Consider the following 17,817-nt stretch of genomic DNA (forward strand, 5'->3'; position numbering starts at 1 on the left):
CCCCTACTGGTAGGAAAACGTAATGCTGGCCAGCGCGTTGGCCGAGCCGGGGACCAGTTCGCCGGTTCGGATGTACTGCGCCTGGAACGGTAACGTGAGCGTCTGCGCCGCCGTGGTGCTCTGGATGAAGAACTGGCCGGTCGCACCCGCGGCCGAGCTGTCCGGCCCCATCGTCAGCGGCCCGCTGCCGTTGTAGAAAAACTGCACCCCAACGCCGGACGCCGTGGAGTCTCCGGTCAGGGTCACCACCGACGAGGTGTTCGACGGCGTGGTCTGATCGGTCATCACCGCGTGAACCGCCACGTTCGCGTCGCAGGTCAGGCCGACGGTAAACGTCCCCGATGGCGACGTGCTTCCCACCGTGGGCAGGGTGCGAATATCAATGGTGCCCAGCGCCACGCTGGCGTTTTTGCTGCCGATCGTACACCCGCTGGCGGTCACCGTGATGGTGGTCGGGCTGATAATCACCTGCGCCGTTTTCGTTTCGTTGTTATAGGCGGTGAGCACCGCGGCGTTGATGGTCGGGATGTTATAGACGCCGGATTTCAGGGCGGCACCGGTTTTAATAAAGGTGACCTTTGCAGACCATCCCAGATCCTGGGCAAACCCACTGGTGCCCTCTGCCGGGTAGCTTTGCGTGATACCGGTTTGCAGCGGAATATATTGTGTACTTTTAAAATCCTTCAGCCCGATGATATACCCCACGCCCGGTACGCCGGTCTCAAAAATGGTGTAATTCGCGCCGTCGACGGTGACCGTCGCACCGCTTGAGATGGCGCTGCTGCTGGGCTGCAGCGTGCCTTTGTTGCAGGTAAAAATAAGCCCGCACCAGAACACCTGCTGCACGCTGGCGGTGGCGCTCCAGGTCGAGCCGATAATGCTGCCCGGCACCACGGAATCCGCTGGCCCGCTGTAGGTCATCGGCTGAGGCGAGAGCGTAATGTCCGATTTCCAGTCCAGAGCCTGCACGCTGGCGCAGAAAAGTAATCCGCTGAGAAGAAACGCTAAACGCATCATAGATACTCCGTTGTCCAGGTGGCGAGGGCTGACACATCACCGGCGCTCACCGGCGTAGCGGTGGCAACCAGCTGCGCGTAGAAGGTCATCTGTACGCTGTCATCCCCCGCCGTTCCGTATGCGGTGGTCTTTGTATTCAGGGGAATGAGTACGCTCTCTTTATCGAGGATCTGTACCGCCACGCCGGTAGCGCCACCGTCGGCAATTTTCAGCAGCTGCGGGTTGGCATCATCCGGCGTACCGCTGAAGCGGATTTTTACGCCAGCAAAGGTTGGCCCGCACGCTTCAAGCCTGAGCGTGAAGGGCGTTTTGATATTGCTGCCGGCCCCGGCACGGCTGAACTGTTTAATACCAATGGTGCCCAGCGGCACGTTCTGCTCCCCGGAGTCCTGCGCCACCACGCAGGTGTTGCCGATCAAATTGCCGGTGACGGAAACCAGCACGTCATACCCGCGAACGGGGAGCGTGAAAACCAACAGCAGCGCAAGGCAGCCGATCCGAAGCGTTACTGACATACCACCTCCTGAGAATAAAGACCGGTGCGGACGTTATAGTTCTGCTTGTTTAAGGCGTAGGTAATGGCGCAGCGCTGGCGGCTGCCGCGGCCCCACACGGCGTTCAGCGTGCCCTTCTCTGACAAACCGGAGAGATACAGGCTGCCGCCATCGCCAACGATGCCGCTGGTTTTGTCATCATCGAGCGAGACCAGCGTGCCGAAGGGGAGCACGTCGTTGCCGTGACGCACGATAAACATCGCTTTTGCCCCCTGGTGCGTGGTGAAGGTGGCGCGAACCAGGGCGCCATCGGTAGGCGTTTTGTTGGCGATGGCGTTTTCCAGCTCCACGTCGTTGCCGGCGGTCGTCACGTCCAGCGCGACCTGGTTAACGCGGTACGGCGTGGCGTACGGGATCACCGCGTAGCCACGGCCGTCCGTTTTGATGCCCTTATGGTTAAGCACGGCGACGTTGCTGGCCCCCGGGGCTTTTACCAGAATGTTGGTATTTCCGAGCGGCTGGCTCAGCGTCAGGCCATCTTCATGCACTACCGCGCCGCCGCTGATGCCGTAGCTGAGGTTGCGGGAGTCGCTGGCGTAGCTGTAGCCCAGGTTGTAGTCTCCCCACGCGCCTTCGTATTGCAGGGTGGCATCGCCGCCGTAGTGCTGTCGGGAGCTGTAGCGCTGGTTGACGCTATAGAACAGATTCTCCTCACCCGGCAGGTAGCCGCTCACGCCCGTGCTGGTGGTGGTGCCGGTGGAGTCCGCATGGGTCGTGGTAAAGCGCGCGCGGGTCGACAGCGTCGGGTTGCCCAGCGGGACCGAAATCGACATCGACAGGATGTTATCTTTCTTGTCGTCATACAGGCTCGAGCTTCGCTGGACGCTGACGCCAAGCGACACGTTGCGAAACGTGGCGTTCCACGCAAACTGCAGGCTTTGCGTGGTATTTGACGTGTTCCAGTAGGTCTGCTGATCCCACGACAGTGACAGCGAGCCGTATTGTCCCATCGGCTGCGACAGCAGCAGCTGGTTTTTTGCCTTGCGCGACATGCGCAGGTTGTACACGGTGTCGTATTGGGTGGTGACGGTGCCATCGTCTTCCACCGTCTGCTTTGGCGATCCGCCCGACATGCCTTTGTACGTGGTGTCGCTGAGGGTATAAAACCCTTTCGTGGAGTAGCGCAGCGAGAAGAAGTTAACCCGCGTGCCAATGTCGTTCAGCAGCTTGCTGTAGCGCAGGCGCACCGAATCACCGGTATAGCGCCGATCGTCCGCCAGCTGGCTGCGGGCGTGGGTCAGATCGATGGAGTAGGCGCCAAAGCGGCCGAGGTTTTGCCCAAACCCGAGGGCCAGGCCGTTATAGCGATCGGCAAACTGCGCCCCGCCGTAAAACGTCAGGCCGTATCGCCAGCCGTAGAACAGCTCGCCCTGCGCGAAAGCGGGCGCGTCCTGATTGCCCGTCGGACGGTATTTCCCGGCGCCGAGGGCATATTTCACCTGTCCGTTACGCACCAGGTTCGGCACGCTGGCAAAGGGAAGCGTGTATTGCGTTTTGCTGCCGTCGTTCTCCTGAATGGTGACCGCCAGATCGCCTCCCGAGGAGGTCGGGTAGAGATCTTTCAGCACAAACGCCCCCGGCGGGACGGAGGTTTGATAGATGATGTTGCCGTTCTGGCGAACCGTGACCGTGGCGTTGCTGCGCGCGATGCCGCGAACTTCAGGCGCATAGCCGCTGAGGCTGGCGGGCAGCATGTTGTCATCGGTTTTCAGGGCGATACCGCGCAGGCCCACGGAGTCGAACACCTGCGCCGAGGTGTACGTTTCCCCGGCATACACCTGCGCGCGCAGGGCGTGAATATCGCGCTGCAGCCAGGTCTGCACGTGGGTGAGCTCATTGCTGTCTTTGGTCCACGTGGTGAAATCACGCAGCCGCCACGCGCCCAGGTTGACGCCGCTGTTGAGGCTCGCAAACAGCTGCTGTTCCCGCGTGCGCGTCTCGCCGCGATACTCATTGTTCGAGCCATTGACCACGTAATTCAGCCACGCGGCAGGAATGCCCGCCTCCCAGCTTTCCGGGCTGACGTACCCGCGCGGCAAATTGCGCATCGCACTTTGCGGTACGGTGAAGCTCAGGGTGAGCGTCTTCTGGTCCAGATCAAACTGCGTATCCGCAAACGCCTTCGTTAGGAAGATGCAGCGCTGCGCCAGCGGCAGGTCGCCACCCTTCGCCTGATGGCTATCGATGCCCAGCGCGGCGAATTGTTCAGGCGTGAGGCAGGGCAGCGCTTCACCCGTGCTGTCTTCAGCAAGGCGGAACGTGACGTTACCCGTGAACGCATAATTCGTATTGATATACACGTTGAAGTTGTAATCACCCGGCGGCAACGCGCTCCCGGCGTTGACCCAGGCGAGATCTGCGCTGTTTGCGCTCTCGCCGTTGAGGAACGCAGGGTTAAATTGCAGCTCGCTTTCAGCAGCCACGGCTTGCCGAATCACCAGGGAGATCACCGTGGCGCACAGGATTTTTATTTTCACGTGGTCACGCCTTACTGTTTTTATTATTGGGATAACGACGCGCGCGTGGCGGGGGTCCATGCCCCGTAATCGTTAATGGTCTGATAGCTCATGCTGCCCGCATGGCTGAAGGTTTCGGCCAGCGTCACGCTGCCTTTCGGGGGCACCATCACCGGCTGCACCGGCATACCGTCAATTTTCACGTTGATGGTGGTGAGGTAGTACGGCGTGGGGTTGCTGAGCGTGACTTTTCCGGCGCGATAGGCACCGGCCAGTTTTTTCCACGCCTCTCCCGGGCTCTCGCTGAGTCCTTCCGGGCGATAAAAGACCTTGATGCGGTTAGCCGACGCAAACTGCAGCGTATTCCCGGCGCCGCTTTTCGCCTGCTGGGGGATGGCTTTGACCGTCATCCAGTAGAGCGTCTCCCGATCTGCTGGCAGGGCTTTGCCGTTAAACATGATTTTCACCGCGCTTTCGCTGGCCGGTTTCATGACGTACAGCGGCGGCGTGATCGCGAAGTCGTTGGTGCGTTCGCCTTTCTCATTCTCCATCCACGACTGGATGAGGAACGTAGCGTCGGGATGGGTGTTTCTCACCTGCATCATGGCCTGGCTGGTGGCGCTGGAGTAGACCATTCGCGTTGCGCCCAGCCCCACGCCGCCGGCATAGACGGCGGAGGAACATAACGCACCTGCCAGGCAAATCCATGTGTTTACGCGCATAGTGTTTCTCCTGAAAGCTAAGACAGGCCCGGCTCGCAGACCGGGCCTGAGGATTACGAATAGGTCACGGTGTAGGTCGCGACGGCGCTGGCATCACCCGCGGTGGCGCCGCCCTTCGGCGAGTAATATTTCGCGCTGAAGTTCAGGGTGTTGGCACCCTTACGCAGAGGGATGGCCGCAGCAGGTTCACCCAGGTTCACCACGTTGCCCTGCTCGTCATAAAGGCGAATAGCCACGTTTTGCGCAGAGTTGGCGCTGCCGTTTGCCCCGACGGACAAGCTATTAACATCGGAAGTGTCCGGCGTGCCGGTGAAGGTGACGGCCACGGTTGTGGCGGCAATCGGGTTCTCATCCGTAGAGGCTGAGGTATCGGCGATTTCGCAATCTTCCAGGGTGATGGCAAACGCTTTTGCCGTGCTGGCAACGCTGCCTGCCGTCTTCAGCGTTGCGGTACGCACTTCACCCATATCCACGTCAATGTTGGCGCTTCCTGCGCTGATGGCGCAGGCGGAGGTCACCACTTTGCCGCTAAAGTTCACCGTGCCGCCGCTGGTGCCGGCAGCCAGGGCCGTGCCCGCTGGCAGTAATGCCGCAATAGCGATAGCGAGCAGCGTTTTATTATTGAATTGAGCTTTCATTGTCCTGATTCCATTATGGTGTTATGTCGAGATTTGCTCTGAAAGCAGCAGGTCTAACTGGTTAAAAAGACCAGCAAATCTGTCTTGTTCCTGAGCCCGAGTTTTCTTATCGCTGAGCTTTTTAACGCGCTGACACGACGGTAAGAAAGCTGCTCTGTTTCGGCGATGTAACGCATATCCAGACCCTTTCGCAGTTCCTTCAATACCCTCCATTCACCCGGCGTCAGCGATAACGCCGTGGGTTTTTTTAGTGGGCGATAACGGCTATCGACCATTTTTAATACGCTGGCTCGCCAGTGATAAAGCGGGTCCTGCAGCGAGAGATAGGCGTCTATTTCACCGCGTATCCACAGCCAGGAATTTGCCGGTGCGGAATACATGCAAATAAGTACGTCGGGATAAAGAACTTTCATCTTCCTGATATATTTCAGGCAGTCATATCCCGCGTGATATTTCTCCATGCCGGATAAAAAAATCACGTCTACCGGTGCGGTCGCGAGTATCGTTTCGATCTCCGCGTAATTATCGATCGATGTTGTAATCTGCATAGCCGGGACAATATTTTTTAATAACGCGGCGATCCCCTGGCGCGCAAAGTGATCTCCACCCAATAGCGCGATATTTAAATGACGTGTGTTGTTGAGCTTATTCGCCATGTCATTCCCTCGATTTATAATTGTAATGAGACTCGTCTGTCTGGCAGAACGATGCCTGTATTTTCGAAGCAATTAAGCATTGCACGGTGTGAGCCCACTATACTCAGGGCGTAAAAGAGGTAACCTGAATTAATCTTAATTTGTTTTAAGTACGGTTTAGGTGTAGCGTCAATTTCTCCTCGCTGAACCGGCTTTTGCTTATTTGCCTGTAAATAATCATACCGGTAGTTTTTATTGAAAAGTTGGCTTTAATAAATGTTTTGTAAGGAAATAGTCTGGAGACGTCATGCGACGAGGGTTGTTACTGACGGTGGCTAACAGTTTCGCGCCGAAATTGTTAATTAAGACGACAGCTTTCGAATTGGTCGTAATTTCGAAACCCGCTGGCAGAGCGCGTCCTCTCTGCTTTTGATTAAAAAAACAAATTAAGCGCGCTGAATAATTCAGACAATGATGGCTAAAGCGTTCAACGGGCGCCTTTGTCGAGTTTTGTCAGTGTCAAGACGGCTTAAAATGGCGGTTAAGAAAACTTCAGACTGGTCAGATAAAGAGAAAGGAAAAATAAGATTTTTCGCCAGGCGCCAGGATATACAGTTGCGCATTTATCCGTCACATTAATCCTTACACAGGCGAGGGATACGCAGGTTAACCGTGAAGGGAATCTACTGGAGCAACAGGCGTTGACCGGAGGTATTTAGCCCATTCTATGCATAAGCATTACATTATTAATGGCCTGGTAGAGTTTCATCCAGCGGCCAGCACATTACGCGATCTCAACAATCCTGACCGGGTGGTGGTATTAAATTCCCCGGCGGGGCGCTGTTTGTTGTTATTAATAGAAAGAGTCGGAAGTATTGTGACTCAACAGGAGTGCATGGATATTGTCTGGCAGCGCCGGGGGATGCTGGTTTCGCCTAATACCTACTACCAGAATATTTCTATTCTGCGTAAGGGGCTGAAGAAAGTGGGGTTTGAAACCGATCCGATTGTCACTATCCCGCGGATTGGACTGACGCTCGCAAGCGATACGCAAATCACCGTTAAAGAGACGCAGCCGCAGGCTGAAGAGGAAGAACGTGCTGCTCCGGATGTCTGCGAAGAGACTGTCGGCCCGACGGCCCCGACACGGCGCTTCTGGCTGCCGGGCGCGCTGGTGCTATTGCTGATGCTGGCTGGCGTGAGCGTTATCAGCCATAACCTGCTGCATGACAGCTATTTCGTCGACGGGTATCGCTTCGCGATGAAGATGGGCGAATGCCAGCTCTATTTTTCTCGCGATATTGAAACGCAGCGCGACAGGGATAAAGCCCTGGCCTATGCCGCCCCGTTTAAGGACCAGTGCGCGAACTATCCCTGGGTGTACGTCAGCGGATATATCCTGCTGCCTCGCGCATCGGTCATTCGCTGTGACAGGCCAATGACGGAACCCAACCGCTGTATGTCCGATTATTTTATAGAGGATCGCTAGTATGGTTCGCTACCGTCAAACGCTTGTTGCGCTCTGCCTGTGCCTGTTGATGGGGGCTATCGTGGCAGCGTATTACCTCTGGCATCGCCATTACATCCAGCCCTTTTCCTGCCAGGCGAACTTTATTCAGCATCACCGTGATGAAACGCTCTCTCTGTGGCTGAATTACACCGTGGAGGGTAACAGCGGAATACTCAGCATGAATGGCCGGTTGAAAAGCGATCCCACGAAGACCCTGAATCGCAAAGTTTTCTTTCAGATTGTGCGCAAAGACAGCGTCTATAATCTGACGTCCATACGCAATATGAAATTTCCGGACGACAACATCAGCGACAGCTGGCTGGAGAAGTACGAGCCCTTATTTTTTATCTATCCGAATAAGAATATTTATATGCGTATTAAGAAACAGCAGAATGAGAATTATTTATTTATTCTGGGAACGCTGCCGACCTATGTGTGCCACACGTCAAAAAACGGATAGCGACAGGGAGAAATGTTTTTAAGTTTTTGCGGGCATCATTTATGCTTGATTTAACAGCCAGGACCTATCTTAGGAAAATATAACAGCGACAATAATGTTGCGATAATGTAATTATTCTTCGGCAAGTTAATGAAAAATATAATTGATGATAGCGTCAGAATGACGCCTGCACGGAATAAATCCCTGCATATGGGTTTACTCCTGTGGCCCCATTTCTCGCTTTTCGCATATTCAGGATTAATAGAGGCGTTACGTATTGCATCCAGCGTCCAGAAGCGTAGCCAGAAAATACGCTTTAAACTCAGCCTGATAAGCACTTATCCCGACTTACCGATAGTGAGCAGCTCAGGGCTCAGCGTGCGGCCTGAGGCCGCCCATGCGCCGCCCGGCGACTTCGACTACATTGCGGCGATCGGCGGAGGTCTGGAGCATCTTCACCAGGGACACCGTGGCGACAGAGCGTTTCTCACGGAGGCTTATCACAACAACGTTCCCCTGATAGGTATTGGTACCGGCAGCTTTATCCTGGCGGAGGAAGGCTTACTGAACGAGCGCCGCGCCTCGATTCATCCTCATCACCATGACGTTTTCACGCAACGCTTTCCGCAGGTTTATGCTGAGCAAGGCCTCGATTTTATCGACGAAGGCGATGTGCTGACCTGCCCGGGCGGGATCTCAACGCTCACCCTGGTAACGGCGCTGATCCGCGCCCACGGGGGAGACGACATTGCGGCCACCACCTCCCGGCGGCTGTCCCTTCCTCCGCATGACGCCGCCACGCCGCGGCCCGCGAATATCGCCATGATCCCTGATTCACGGCTGCGCAGGGCGGTGACGATCGTCGAACAGTATCTGACTCACCCGCTGAACGCCGCCAGGCTCGCGCAGGACGTTAAGCTGAGCGAACGCCAGCTTAACCGCCTGTTTCACGCCGAGTTTGGCAAAACGGCGCGGGAATTTATTCGCAGCGCCAGGCTGCGCTATGCCTGCTGGCTGCTGAAAAACTCTCAGCAAAGCGTGACGGATATTGCGCGGCGGATGCGGTTTAGCGACTGCGCCCATTTTATTCGTCATTTTCAGACCGAGTACGGCTGCACGCCGGGGGTATGGCGCACGTCGCAGAACTGATGCACCTATCTCGTGCTTTCTTCGTAGGGTATTACTCGCTCGCCTGGATAGACTTCCGTTAAAAGCCCAACGGAGGGAAGACGACATGAACTGGCAGCCTTTTCGCGGCGATGCACCGGAAAATATGACGATTTTCAGCGCGTCATTTCCCGACGTCAGCGACCAGTGGCCGATGAAAGACGACGCTGCCCGTGAGATCGCCTCCCTTGACCGCGCCCTGAAAGCCGAGCCAGCGCTCCGGCCTCCGAGGGTGGAATACGACGAGGGGGGGCAGGCCGTGCTTGTCCCGCAGAACCGCTATTCCGAACAGGCCTTCCGCAACCGCCCGGCGCTCACCGCGTGGCGTACCCGGCTGGTGCCCTCCGCGCTGGCGCTGTTTGTGGTGCAAAACCCGCTGGAGGACCGCCTGCCCGACGGCACGAAAATGGACAGCGACAGCCGCCAGTGGTTTATCCACGCTAACGATGCGGTTGGCGTGCGCTCCCGCGCCCGGGTGCTGGCCGCGCTGGTGGATAAGTATATTCACAACGAAAGTGAAAATAACTGGGTTAGCCTCGCAAGCGGTGCCGCCATTCCGGTGCTGGAGGCGCTGCGCGAAGCAAAGCTCGACGGCCAGCGTGTATATCTCACGCTGGTGGACAAAGACCCGGTGGCGCTCAGCTGGGCCGAAACCATGGCGGCGCAGGAAGGGATTGTGGTGGGCGAACAGCTGACGCTGCTCAGGCGCAACCTGCTCCATACGCTGGTGCGTAACGAGGACCTGCTGCTGGAGCTCGGCGAGCATCAGGCCGAACTGGTCGACGCGCTGGGGATTTTCGAATACTTCAACGATACCGATGCGGTGATTTTTCTCCAGCGCGCGCTGCGGCTGGTCAAGCCCGGCGGGGCGGTGATTGTGTCGAACATGCTGACCAGCAGCCCGCAAATTGACTTTGTGCTGCGGGGTATCGGCTGGGAGGATATTCACCCGAGGTCGTTACAGCAGCTGCAGGATATCCACCTCGCGGCAGGCGTGCCGGTGGAAAACGTCACCGTGGTTGTGCCGAAGGATGGGGTGTATGCGGTGATGGAGATTAGGGTTTAGCTCGAACGGTGTGGGATGACAAACCGCACAATCGGTTCCCTCTCCCTTGAGGGAGAGGGCTAGGGTGAGGGGGAGCAGGGCGCAACAATATTTACCGTTCCTCAGTTGTTCGGTTAAACCGAACAACTGTCATGAAGGATTGACTCGTTTTCCTGTTCTCATTCCCAGGTGATGATTCTTGCTTGCCATGATCTATCATTTGCCTGGTTTCCTGAACCAACTTTCGGGCCATTTCCTTGATACGCTCTCTACTTTCAGATGTACGAGAGTTTATAACTTCATTTAAGGTCTTCGTTTTATTGCCTCCATGCTTCTGGATACTTGATTTAATCTCTGCGCTCTATAATGATCCCCCCATGAAAATTGAAACCGCACTTCCCACACACTTCGAACGTCTGGTTGCGATCTGGGAATCCTCCGTCCGCGCCACCCATCACTTTTTGCAGGAAAGCGATATTGCGGCGCTGCGCCCGCTATTGCTTAACGCCTATCTGCCTAACCTCAAGGTCGTGATCGCTCGCGATGACGCAGGCGTTATTCACGGCTTTTTAGGCGTGGATGAAAACCGCATTGAAATGCTGTTTGTTGATGAAGCGAGTCGCGGGAAGGGCGTCGGGAAATTGCTGCTGCAACACGCCATCGCAGCGTTCGGCGCGAACGAAGTGGACGTGAATGAGCAGAATCCGCAGGGCGTGGGATTTTATCGCCATATGGGGTTTGAGCAGGTCGGACGCTCGGAACTGGACGGGCAGGGGAATCCGTTTCCGTTGCTGCATATGCGATTGGGTGAGTAAAAATAATCAGTAGATAATTTAAAACGTTACCGTAATTTCTGAGGGATATAATAACACCCTTATCATTCATTAAAAAAATAATTGTATTAATTTACGGTGATATTAATATAGCTCTCGCAAAAGGAGAGCGCAGATGAGCGATGGAATAAAAATTGGCGGAGTGCGACTGCTAACGCTCGGTGAAATTAACCTTGCCAAAACACTTTATGGTTTAAGTATTCGTTATAATGAAGTGTGGATTCATCGGGGAAGTTATTTGCCCTTCAATATGCAGAATTTCAGAACCGCAATGACGCCAAACGGTGAGATTTATTTTATGGAAGGTACGTATGAAAACGACTTTTCCATGTCCCATCAAAGAATGTCTCGTATCGTCGGAGCGCATCTTTTTCTGCATGACATGATGCATGTTTAGCAGCATCAGCACGGTATGATGGTACGCCTTCGCGGAGCATTCTCCTGGGCTGTCGACTATTCCTACCATTTAGATAAAAATCACTTGCTTGATTACGGTCTCGAGCAACAAGCCTCTATCGTCAGTGATTTCTGGCTGCTCAATACCTATGGATTTGATCCCCGCAGCAACCTGCATAAACTCATTGATTATGACCCATCGGAACCAAAACAGGATCTTCTCAGGCGGTATGAAGCTATTTTAGGAGACTTTCCACAGTGAAACTAAAAATTCTATTCATTCCGATTATCTCAATGTTGACCGGTTGTCCGGGTGAAAACCTGAATATTCCTGAGCAGCGAACGATCATGATAAATGGCAATCATTTTTGTTTTAGTGTTGACGAAAAAGATATTTTGAATGGATATACAATTTCGTCTATGCAACACGGTGAATATAAAGAGTTTGCGGCCGAATTTCAAAGACGTTCATATCCAGATAGTTGTATCGAGATTGCCCTGCCAGCTGGCTATGCCTATGAAATCTCTTATACCTTGAATGAGCGAAATTATTACTATCCATTTTTCAAGGATAATGACGGCAGAGTCATAAATTATCATTAGGAGGAAAGTCAATGTCATTACCCGCGTACATGTTTCTTTATGATGAAAATGGAAACCCGATCAAAGGCAGCTGCAACGTTTCGGGCAGAGAAGGCGCGATTGAGATCCTTAACAGCAATTACCACATCCATCAGGTTTGCAGCGCCAGCACGGGCAATCTTATGGGGGCCAGAGAACATGGGGCATTCACGATCCATAAGCAGATCGACAAAACGTCGCCTTACTTTGCAGATGCCTTATGTCAAAGCAAAAGGCTACAAAAGCGGTTATCCACTACTATGATGTGAACGAAGCAGGATTTGAATTCGAGGTGTACCGCATAACGCTGGATAGTATCGTGATTATGTCTGTCGATGCTGCCCATACCTGGGTTCCGGGGGCGCCTGGTCATAATATGATGGAAAGCATCGGGATTCGTTATCGCGGTATCGAGTGGTTTTATCTGGAAGGACACATTAAATATGAGGATCACTGGAATAAGGTGCCTCAGTGAGGCCGTAGTGAAGATTGGGTCCCTCTCCCTATAGGGAGGGGGATAAATGATTTAGTTAGTGCACTGAACTTAATAATCGTAAAGAGCATTTATGTTCTTTTTGATAAAAGAATGTATAAGCCTACGATTATAACAAAAATCCATATTAAATTCATTGCGGTTTTTTCTGGTAGCCATGTTACGGCAAACAAAGCAAAAATAATGACACATAGCAATGGTACTAAGCCTCGAAGAATGAAGATAATTTGTTCTTTTAACCAGAGCTTGATACTATTCATTACAGTCCACTTTTAGTATGGCCATCTCAAATGTTCTCATAATTTTTACTTCGTCTTTTTATATGATGCCTTGTTCAAAATAAAAATTATCCGTCGATGTCGATCTCATTAAAAAGCTTAATGTGCGAAGTAAAATTAAACTGTGACTGGCCTTGCAAAGCCTCCAACAATAAATGCGATAAAATATTAACAATTAGTGTGATGAATATTTTCTATCTATAAATAGATAGAACGAATGTGCTAAAACTTATTGAAAAATAAAAAGAGGCTTTCATGTAGGGAGACATCTCATATGTCGCCTCCCTCTTTTTGAAGATTAACCCAACTCACTGGCAGTATGTCAGAAACAGCCGCTAAGCTAGGTGGTTTGTATTTGATTTTGCGAGGCGCTTTCCAGGACGGGGAGCTTGGATCGCTGCAAGCGCGTCCTCTATCTCAATAAGCTTCGCCTTCGTTCGTTTATAATCATCCTGCAACCGCTGCTCCTGCTCGTTATACGCCACCAGAACGATGCACCCTTTCATCACCTTTACCGTGACCTGCTGCCCGGTATCAAAGCCCGCCGCGCGCAGCCACTTGCCGGAAAGGATGATTTTCGGCGTGGATTTGTCGAAAACATTCGGGCGGTATCCCACAATTAACGAATGCTCGGTTCCGGATTGGTCGGTGTCTGGGGTAGAATGCGAATCAGCCATAATCAACTCCTTGATAGTTGGTGAGGTTAGACGCTCCGGTTGTGTTCCCGCACATCGGAGCGTTGCAAATACAGGAGGTTTAGGTGGCCTCATGTCAATCATATCGCGCGAAAAAAAACCAAAAGGCGGTGGGCAGTCTCCGCAGTTTAAGATGCGTATTGATCCGGCATTGAAGGAGCAGTTGGATGCTGTGGCGGCTGAGGAAGGTGTGAGCCTCGCCAGCTGGTTAAAGGAGCTAGCGAGGGAGGCTCTGAGGCAAAAGGGAGTAACTCCAAAAGGATAAAATAAGATAAAATTTTGGAAAGTATTAAGCTTAATAATCCTAATTACAACTTTTTATAGTATCGTAATAGCTTATCATGCCTTTCTAAATCAACGCTTTTAATAAAAGCTAAGATGCCAAGAATAATTTCTTTGCTATTAGGATCACCTTTCTTAGAAAGGTGAAATATTTTATTTCTATAAGAGTTATAACTGTTCTGACCGATGCCCAATTTAGGGGTTGCTATAATTCCAGTAATTTCTCTTCGGGAGCGTGGTCCAGAAAGCATTTCTTTCTTTTTGTTTATTGAGTAACCCTCCTCACAAATGATTAACTTAACAACGGTCCAAGCTTTTTTTATAACACTAAGTTTATTACCTGATATTGATATATCATCTGCATATCTGGTATAGGTAAGCGCATGTCTATCACAATATTTCCCAATTCGCTGATCCATTCTCAAAGAAACAAGATTTGATAAGCAAGGAGAAGAGGGGGCACCTTGTGGTAGATAGCCGTTTAAAGTACATATAGATGTTAAATGGAAAGCTATTTTTTTGGAGTAACCAGCGGCTCTGAAAATAGAGTAAACATAGCTCGCTTTAATGCTAGGGAAAAAATCTTTTATATCCAATTTTAGAATATATTGATTTCCGGAATGCGGCTGAACGTTTTGTTTTAATGATATGCCTGATATAAAACCAGTGGCATATGGTGATGACTGCAGTTTTTCGAGAATATTACGTAATATCCATCGTTGCAAAGCTTTTAACTGTCGATTTGGGCTATCAATTGACCTATAACCACTAGTTTTTTTTGGTACTTTGATGTGACAATAGTATCGAGAGTTATCAGTTAAATATTGCGAAAGCAATGCATGTGGCAGTCGTGTCTTAACGGAAAGATCTTCTATGCTTTGTAAGATGGGTAAGGAAAGTAACCTTTGAGTATATAAGCTTTGAGAGTGTTTGGCCAAAATAAGCTCCAAATTAATAAAGCGTAAATGGTGCTAACTCCTAACGGCTAAGGAGAGCCTGGCAGGGCTTAAAAACCCTGGCGCACAGGGTTTTTAAGCCCTGATTGGCTCGTAATGCGCACGAGGCGCCAAAACCACTGGGGGTGGGTTTGGCGAATCGATCGCATTACCATGTTACAGCTAAATTGTAGGACTAGAGGTAATGCTTCTCTATCCTCTGGAACGTCACACCGCATTTAAGGCCTTGCGCGTATGATTAGTTCCCGCTTAGGAGTTAGCTTAGTCATTATTCTATAAACAGAAATGAATGTCTACCCCTAAGGAGACAATTGTTTATTCATTATGGTAACTCTTAAGCTACTTATTTCATTTAATGCATAATATTTATTTTGTATGTCCAAAAAACCACGGCTAGTAATTGAGAATTCATCGCCAATCTTCTCGATAAATAAAGATCTTGTAAGTGAATGTATGGCCGCTTTACATCCAATAACCTCTTGATTGGTTAGTTTTCTTTTGGTAAGTATTAATGCCATTAATTTATGGATAGCATTCATAGATAAGCTATCGAAAAGATAGATTAATAATAATATATGGTTTTGATACAACAGGATGTTATTTATTGATTTGGATTTTCTTCCTGATGGGATCATTTTTTTTACAGTCTTCAATATCGAAGATGTATGCTCTATTTTTTGATTATCAAATTTACTTTGTATGTCTAATATTTTTCCTTTATAAGATCTGACAAGTCTGATCGGGCCATGATTAATGAAGCTCTTATCGCTTTTATATTTTTTAGGCCGCAATACGAGCATTTTTTCTGCTAGTTCTTTTTGCGTTGAAAAAGCACCAAGCTCTGCGAAAGAACCAGGGCTTTCTGGGATTAGGATTATTAAGTCTACTGCTTCAGCTAATTGTTGCTCTAAAGATAATAAGCTGTTACTTGCTTGCCCCTCTAATAGATCTTCAAAAAGATCTTCGGGATATGCCAGCTGATAATTAGTTTTTTGTTCTAGTAGTTGAGATATTTTAAAGCGAAAACTTTCTTTGTCAGATTTATCTTTTCCACAAATAAAGATAACTTTTTTTGTATCATTAATACCATTTGTAATAATGTTTATGATGGAGTCAATATACTTTCTTAAATCTTGATCTGAAAATGACTCTATATTTATAGGCATGTGTACGGACATTTTTTTTCGTCTTCATGTAATCAGCCAATAAATTTATTCTGCCATAAAAAAAAGCTTGTGTATATTTTCTATTAGTGAAAACGGGGATTAAAGAAGCTGAAACGCCAAAATGCACTAATTCAACTTTTGGCGGAAGATCACAGGAGTCGAACCTGCCCGGGAACGCTGGCGTCCCCAACTGGATTTGAAGTCCAGCCACCTCACCGGAGATGACGATCTTCCGCGCCTCGATTGCTACATGGAGGCGGGGCGCATTATAGCTACTTTCAGGCATTTACCACATACCCCGACACACTTTTTTCACCTCTCTTTTGACCTGTACACCCCTGTTTCAGTTAATTCCTAAGAAAATCCTCATGTTAGCCCCTCGTGCTCCCAACATTTACCGCGATCACAAAAAACAAGAAACGTAATCTGCTAACCAGAAAACGCAATACCCGCTCCTGAAACAATGGTTTAAAACTCTGTAACCGGTCTCAGCGCCCCCTACAGCGTGAAGGATAAAAAAGATGAGCGAAGTATTGTCAGTTAAAGAGAAGATTGGCTACGGCATGGGAGATGCCGCCAGCCACATCATTTTTGATAACGTCATGTTGTACATGATGTTTTTCTACACCGATATTTTCGGCATTCCCGCCGGGTTTGTCGGCACCATGTTTCTGCTGGCGCGCGCGCTGGATGCGATCTCCGACCCGTGCATGGGGCTGATTGCCGACCGCACCCGCAGCCGCTGGGGCAAATTCCGTCCGTGGATTTTGTTCGGTGCCATCCCGTTCGGCATCGTCTGCGTGCTGGCCTACACCACGCCGGACCTCAGCCTCAACGGCAAAATGGTTTACGCCGCCGTTACCTACACCCTGCTGACCCTGCTCTATACCGTGGTCAACATTCCCTACTGCGCGCTGGGCGGCGTGATCACCAACGACCCGACGCAGCGTATCTCCCTTCAGTCCTGGCGCTTTGTGCTGGCGACCGCGGGCGGCATGCTCTCCACGGTGCTGATGATGCCGCTGGTGAACCTGATTGGCGGGGACGATAAGGCGTTCGGCTTCCAGGGCGGGATTGCCGTGCTGTCGGTAGTCGCGTTCCTGATGCTGGCGTTCTGCTTCTTTACCACCAAAGAGCGCATCCAGGTGCCGCCGAGCACCACCTCCATGCGGGAAGACCTGCGCGACATCTGGCACAACGACCAGTGGCGCATCGTCGGCGTGCTCACCATCCTTAACATCCTCGCCGTCTGCGTGCGCGGCGGCGCGATGATGTACTACTGCACCTGGATCATGGGCTCGCCGGAGGTGTTCGTCGCGTTCCTCACTACCTACTGCGTCGGCAACCTGATCGGCTCCGCGCTGGCGAAACCGCTTACCGACTGGAAGTGCAAGGTCAGCATCTTCTGGTGGACCAACGCCGCGCTGGCGGTGGTCAGCGTGGCGATGTTCTTCGTGCCGATGCACGCCACCGTGCTGATGTTCGCCTTTATCTTCGTCATCGGCGTGCTGCACCAGCTGGTGACGCCGATCCAGTGGGTGATGATGTCCGATACCGTCGACTACGGCGAATGGACCAACGGCAAGCGCCTGACCGGCATCAGCTTTGCGGGCACGCTGTTCGTGCTGAAGCTCGGCCTGGCGCTGGGCGGGGCGATGATCGGCTGGATGCTGGCAGGCGGCGGCTACGACGCGGCAGCCAAAACCCAGAACAGCGCGACCATCAGCATCATTATCGGCCTGTTTACCCTGGCCCCGGCGGCCTGCTACGTGCTGAGCGCCATCATCGCTAAACGCTACTACACGCTGAAAACCCCCTTCCTGACCAAAATCCTGGGCGAGCTGGCGCAGGGCGCGCGCCGCAATCAGCAGGAATTTGAAAACCTGCCGGTCAGCAAAGAATTGCAGAACTAAG

19 protein-coding genes, 1 tRNA gene and 1 pseudogene are annotated in these 17,817 nt (G+C 51.6%); 11 read left to right on the plus strand and 10 right to left on the minus strand.

Going from position 1 to position 17,817, the window contains the following annotated elements; translation table 11 throughout:
- Nucleotides 1-3: 3 nt before the first annotated feature.
- Genes EnteroDNA1_RS14335 through EnteroDNA1_RS14360 form a run of 6 tightly spaced genes read right to left on the minus strand, consistent with a single transcriptional unit; the run spans nt 4 to nt 6,043 of the window.
- Nucleotides 4-1,014 carry a fimbrial protein gene (locus tag EnteroDNA1_RS14335; protein WP_069303928.1) on the minus strand — a complete coding sequence of 337 codons (1,011 nt, stop codon included), beginning with the start codon at nt 1,012-1,014 and terminating at the stop codon, nt 4-6.
- Nucleotides 1,014-1,532: a fimbrial protein gene (locus EnteroDNA1_RS14340; RefSeq protein WP_069303458.1), complete on the minus strand. Its 519-nt coding sequence runs from the start codon at nt 1,530-1,532 to the stop codon at nt 1,014-1,016. The genes EnteroDNA1_RS14335 and EnteroDNA1_RS14340 overlap by 1 nt, the downstream gene beginning before the upstream one ends.
- Nucleotides 1,523-4,048, minus strand: coding sequence for a fimbria/pilus outer membrane usher protein (locus EnteroDNA1_RS14345; RefSeq protein WP_069303459.1), 2,526 nt, complete (start codon nt 4,046-4,048; stop codon nt 1,523-1,525). Before EnteroDNA1_RS14345 ends, EnteroDNA1_RS14340 begins: the two co-directional genes overlap by 10 nt.
- 23 nt (nt 4,049-4,071) lie before the next feature.
- Nucleotides 4,072-4,749, minus strand: coding sequence for a fimbrial biogenesis chaperone (locus tag EnteroDNA1_RS14350; RefSeq protein WP_047646725.1), 678 nt, complete (start codon nt 4,747-4,749; stop codon nt 4,072-4,074).
- A gap of 53 nt (nt 4,750-4,802) precedes the next feature.
- On the minus strand, nt 4,803-5,387 hold the full coding sequence (locus EnteroDNA1_RS14355) for a fimbrial protein (RefSeq protein ID WP_032661969.1): 585 nt from the start codon (nt 5,385-5,387) through the stop codon (nt 4,803-4,805).
- Nucleotides 5,388-5,440: 53 nt separating this feature from the next.
- Complete coding sequence (locus tag EnteroDNA1_RS14360) at nt 5,441-6,043, minus strand: helix-turn-helix transcriptional regulator (protein ID WP_069303460.1); 603 nt, start codon at nt 6,041-6,043, stop codon at nt 5,441-5,443.
- A gap of 706 nt (nt 6,044-6,749) precedes the next feature.
- On the opposite strand from EnteroDNA1_RS14360, the gene EnteroDNA1_RS14365 reads away from it, so the two are divergent.
- The 9 genes and pseudogenes from EnteroDNA1_RS14365 (at nt 6,750) to tssD (ending at nt 12,508) form a co-directional block, all read left to right on the plus strand.
- Nucleotides 6,750-7,511: a winged helix-turn-helix domain-containing protein gene (locus EnteroDNA1_RS14365; protein WP_069303461.1), complete on the plus strand. Its 762-nt coding sequence runs from the start codon at nt 6,750-6,752 to the stop codon at nt 7,509-7,511.
- A gap of 1 nt (nt 7,512) precedes the next feature.
- Nucleotides 7,513-7,992, plus strand: a complete 480-nt coding sequence (locus EnteroDNA1_RS14370) for a hypothetical protein (RefSeq protein WP_069303462.1) — start codon at nt 7,513-7,515, stop codon at nt 7,990-7,992.
- Nucleotides 7,993-8,181: 189 nt separating this feature from the next.
- Complete coding sequence (locus EnteroDNA1_RS14375) at nt 8,182-9,120, plus strand: GlxA family transcriptional regulator (protein ID WP_047059676.1); 939 nt, start codon at nt 8,182-8,184, stop codon at nt 9,118-9,120.
- Nucleotides 9,121-9,205: 85 nt separating this feature from the next.
- Complete coding sequence (locus EnteroDNA1_RS14380; protein WP_064673829.1) at nt 9,206-10,204, plus strand: class I SAM-dependent methyltransferase; 999 nt, start codon at nt 9,206-9,208, stop codon at nt 10,202-10,204.
- 356 nt (nt 10,205-10,560) lie between these two features.
- Nucleotides 10,561-10,998 carry an acetyltransferase gene (locus EnteroDNA1_RS14385; RefSeq protein WP_064673828.1) on the plus strand — a complete coding sequence of 146 codons (438 nt, stop codon included), beginning with the start codon at nt 10,561-10,563 and terminating at the stop codon, nt 10,996-10,998.
- Nucleotides 10,999-11,131: 133 nt separating this feature from the next.
- Nucleotides 11,132-11,413: a hypothetical protein gene (locus EnteroDNA1_RS22715; RefSeq protein ID WP_404995717.1), complete on the plus strand. Its 282-nt coding sequence runs from the start codon at nt 11,132-11,134 to the stop codon at nt 11,411-11,413.
- A 15-nt stretch (nt 11,414-11,428) separates the two neighbouring features.
- Entirely contained in the window at nt 11,429-11,674 is a 246-nt protein-coding gene (locus EnteroDNA1_RS22720; RefSeq protein ID WP_404995718.1) for a type IV secretion protein Rhs, read from the plus strand.
- Nucleotides 11,671-12,015, plus strand: a complete 345-nt coding sequence (locus tag EnteroDNA1_RS22365) for a putative T6SS immunity periplasmic lipoprotein (RefSeq protein WP_224435036.1) — start codon at nt 11,671-11,673, stop codon at nt 12,013-12,015. The genes EnteroDNA1_RS22720 and EnteroDNA1_RS22365 overlap by 4 nt, the downstream gene beginning before the upstream one ends.
- Nucleotides 12,016-12,044: 29 nt before the next feature.
- A pseudogene (gene tssD / locus EnteroDNA1_RS14395) lies at nt 12,045-12,508 on the plus strand (type VI secretion system tube protein TssD).
- 631 nt (nt 12,509-13,139) lie between these two features.
- Here tssD and EnteroDNA1_RS14400 read toward each other — a convergent pair.
- Nucleotides 13,140-13,481, minus strand: coding sequence for a SymE family type I addiction module toxin (locus tag EnteroDNA1_RS14400; protein WP_069303463.1), 342 nt, complete (start codon nt 13,479-13,481; stop codon nt 13,140-13,142).
- Between the two features lie 91 nt (nt 13,482-13,572).
- Here EnteroDNA1_RS14400 and EnteroDNA1_RS14405 point away from each other — a divergent pair, with 91 nt between their 5' ends.
- Nucleotides 13,573-13,764 carry a toxin-antitoxin system HicB family antitoxin gene (locus tag EnteroDNA1_RS14405; RefSeq protein WP_045631216.1) on the plus strand — a complete coding sequence of 64 codons (192 nt, stop codon included), beginning with the start codon at nt 13,573-13,575 and terminating at the stop codon, nt 13,762-13,764.
- Between the two features lie 43 nt (nt 13,765-13,807).
- On the opposite strand, the gene EnteroDNA1_RS21990 is transcribed toward EnteroDNA1_RS14405, so the two are convergent.
- From EnteroDNA1_RS21990 to EnteroDNA1_RS14415, 3 genes are all read right to left on the minus strand, one after another.
- Nucleotides 13,808-14,719, minus strand: coding sequence for a retron St85 family RNA-directed DNA polymerase (locus EnteroDNA1_RS21990; protein WP_071891649.1), 912 nt, complete (start codon nt 14,717-14,719; stop codon nt 13,808-13,810).
- A 317-nt stretch (nt 14,720-15,036) separates the two neighbouring features.
- Nucleotides 15,037-15,915, minus strand: a complete 879-nt coding sequence (locus tag EnteroDNA1_RS14410) for a retron St85 family effector protein (protein ID WP_069303464.1) — start codon at nt 15,913-15,915, stop codon at nt 15,037-15,039.
- Nucleotides 15,916-16,042: 127 nt separating this feature from the next.
- Nucleotides 16,043-16,137 (minus strand) — tRNA-Sec (locus EnteroDNA1_RS14415).
- Between the two features lie 287 nt (nt 16,138-16,424).
- Between EnteroDNA1_RS14415 and EnteroDNA1_RS14420 the strand changes: the two genes are divergently transcribed.
- On the plus strand, nt 16,425-17,816 hold the full coding sequence (locus EnteroDNA1_RS14420; protein WP_048976450.1) for a glycoside-pentoside-hexuronide family transporter: 1,392 nt from the start codon (nt 16,425-16,427) through the stop codon (nt 17,814-17,816).
- The last annotated feature ends 1 nt before the right edge of the window (nt 17,817 follow it).

The sequence above is a fragment of the Enterobacter sp. HK169 genome, assembly GCF_001719105.1.
In the GTDB taxonomy this organism is placed as follows: Bacteria; Pseudomonadota; Gammaproteobacteria; order Enterobacterales; family Enterobacteriaceae; genus Enterobacter; species Enterobacter asburiae_B.

Bases quoted from the DNA above. Each gene is read 5' to 3' on its own strand.
- EnteroDNA1_RS14335 (WP_069303928.1), bottom strand. From the start codon at position 1,014: ATGCGTTTAGCGTTTCTTCTCAGCGGATTACTTTTCTGCGCCAGCGTG.
- EnteroDNA1_RS14340 (WP_069303458.1), bottom strand. From the start codon at position 1,532: ATGTCAGTAACGCTTCGGATCGGCTGCCTTGCGCTGCTGTTGGTTTTC.
- EnteroDNA1_RS14350 (WP_047646725.1), bottom strand. From the start codon at position 4,749: ATGCGCGTAAACACATGGATTTGCCTGGCAGGTGCGTTATGTTCCTCC.
- EnteroDNA1_RS14355 (WP_032661969.1), bottom strand. From the start codon at position 5,387: ATGAAAGCTCAATTCAATAATAAAACGCTGCTCGCTATCGCTATTGCG.
- EnteroDNA1_RS14360 (WP_069303460.1), bottom strand. From the start codon at position 6,043: ATGGCGAATAAGCTCAACAACACACGTCATTTAAATATCGCGCTATTG.
- EnteroDNA1_RS14365 (WP_069303461.1), top strand. From the start codon at position 6,750: ATGCATAAGCATTACATTATTAATGGCCTGGTAGAGTTTCATCCAGCG.
- EnteroDNA1_RS14370 (WP_069303462.1), top strand. From the start codon at position 7,513: ATGGTTCGCTACCGTCAAACGCTTGTTGCGCTCTGCCTGTGCCTGTTG.
- EnteroDNA1_RS14375 (WP_047059676.1), top strand. From the start codon at position 8,182: ATGGGTTTACTCCTGTGGCCCCATTTCTCGCTTTTCGCATATTCAGGA.
- EnteroDNA1_RS14380 (WP_064673829.1), top strand. From the start codon at position 9,206: ATGAACTGGCAGCCTTTTCGCGGCGATGCACCGGAAAATATGACGATT.
- EnteroDNA1_RS14385 (WP_064673828.1), top strand. From the start codon at position 10,561: ATGAAAATTGAAACCGCACTTCCCACACACTTCGAACGTCTGGTTGCG.
- EnteroDNA1_RS22715 (WP_404995717.1), top strand. From the start codon at position 11,132: ATGAGCGATGGAATAAAAATTGGCGGAGTGCGACTGCTAACGCTCGGT.
- EnteroDNA1_RS22720 (WP_404995718.1), top strand. From the start codon at position 11,429: ATGATGGTACGCCTTCGCGGAGCATTCTCCTGGGCTGTCGACTATTCC.
- EnteroDNA1_RS14400 (WP_069303463.1), bottom strand. From the start codon at position 13,481: ATGGCTGATTCGCATTCTACCCCAGACACCGACCAATCCGGAACCGAG.
- EnteroDNA1_RS14405 (WP_045631216.1), top strand. From the start codon at position 13,573: ATGTCAATCATATCGCGCGAAAAAAAACCAAAAGGCGGTGGGCAGTCT.
- EnteroDNA1_RS14410 (WP_069303464.1), bottom strand. From the start codon at position 15,915: ATGTCCGTACACATGCCTATAAATATAGAGTCATTTTCAGATCAAGAT.
- EnteroDNA1_RS14420 (WP_048976450.1), top strand. From the start codon at position 16,425: ATGAGCGAAGTATTGTCAGTTAAAGAGAAGATTGGCTACGGCATGGGA.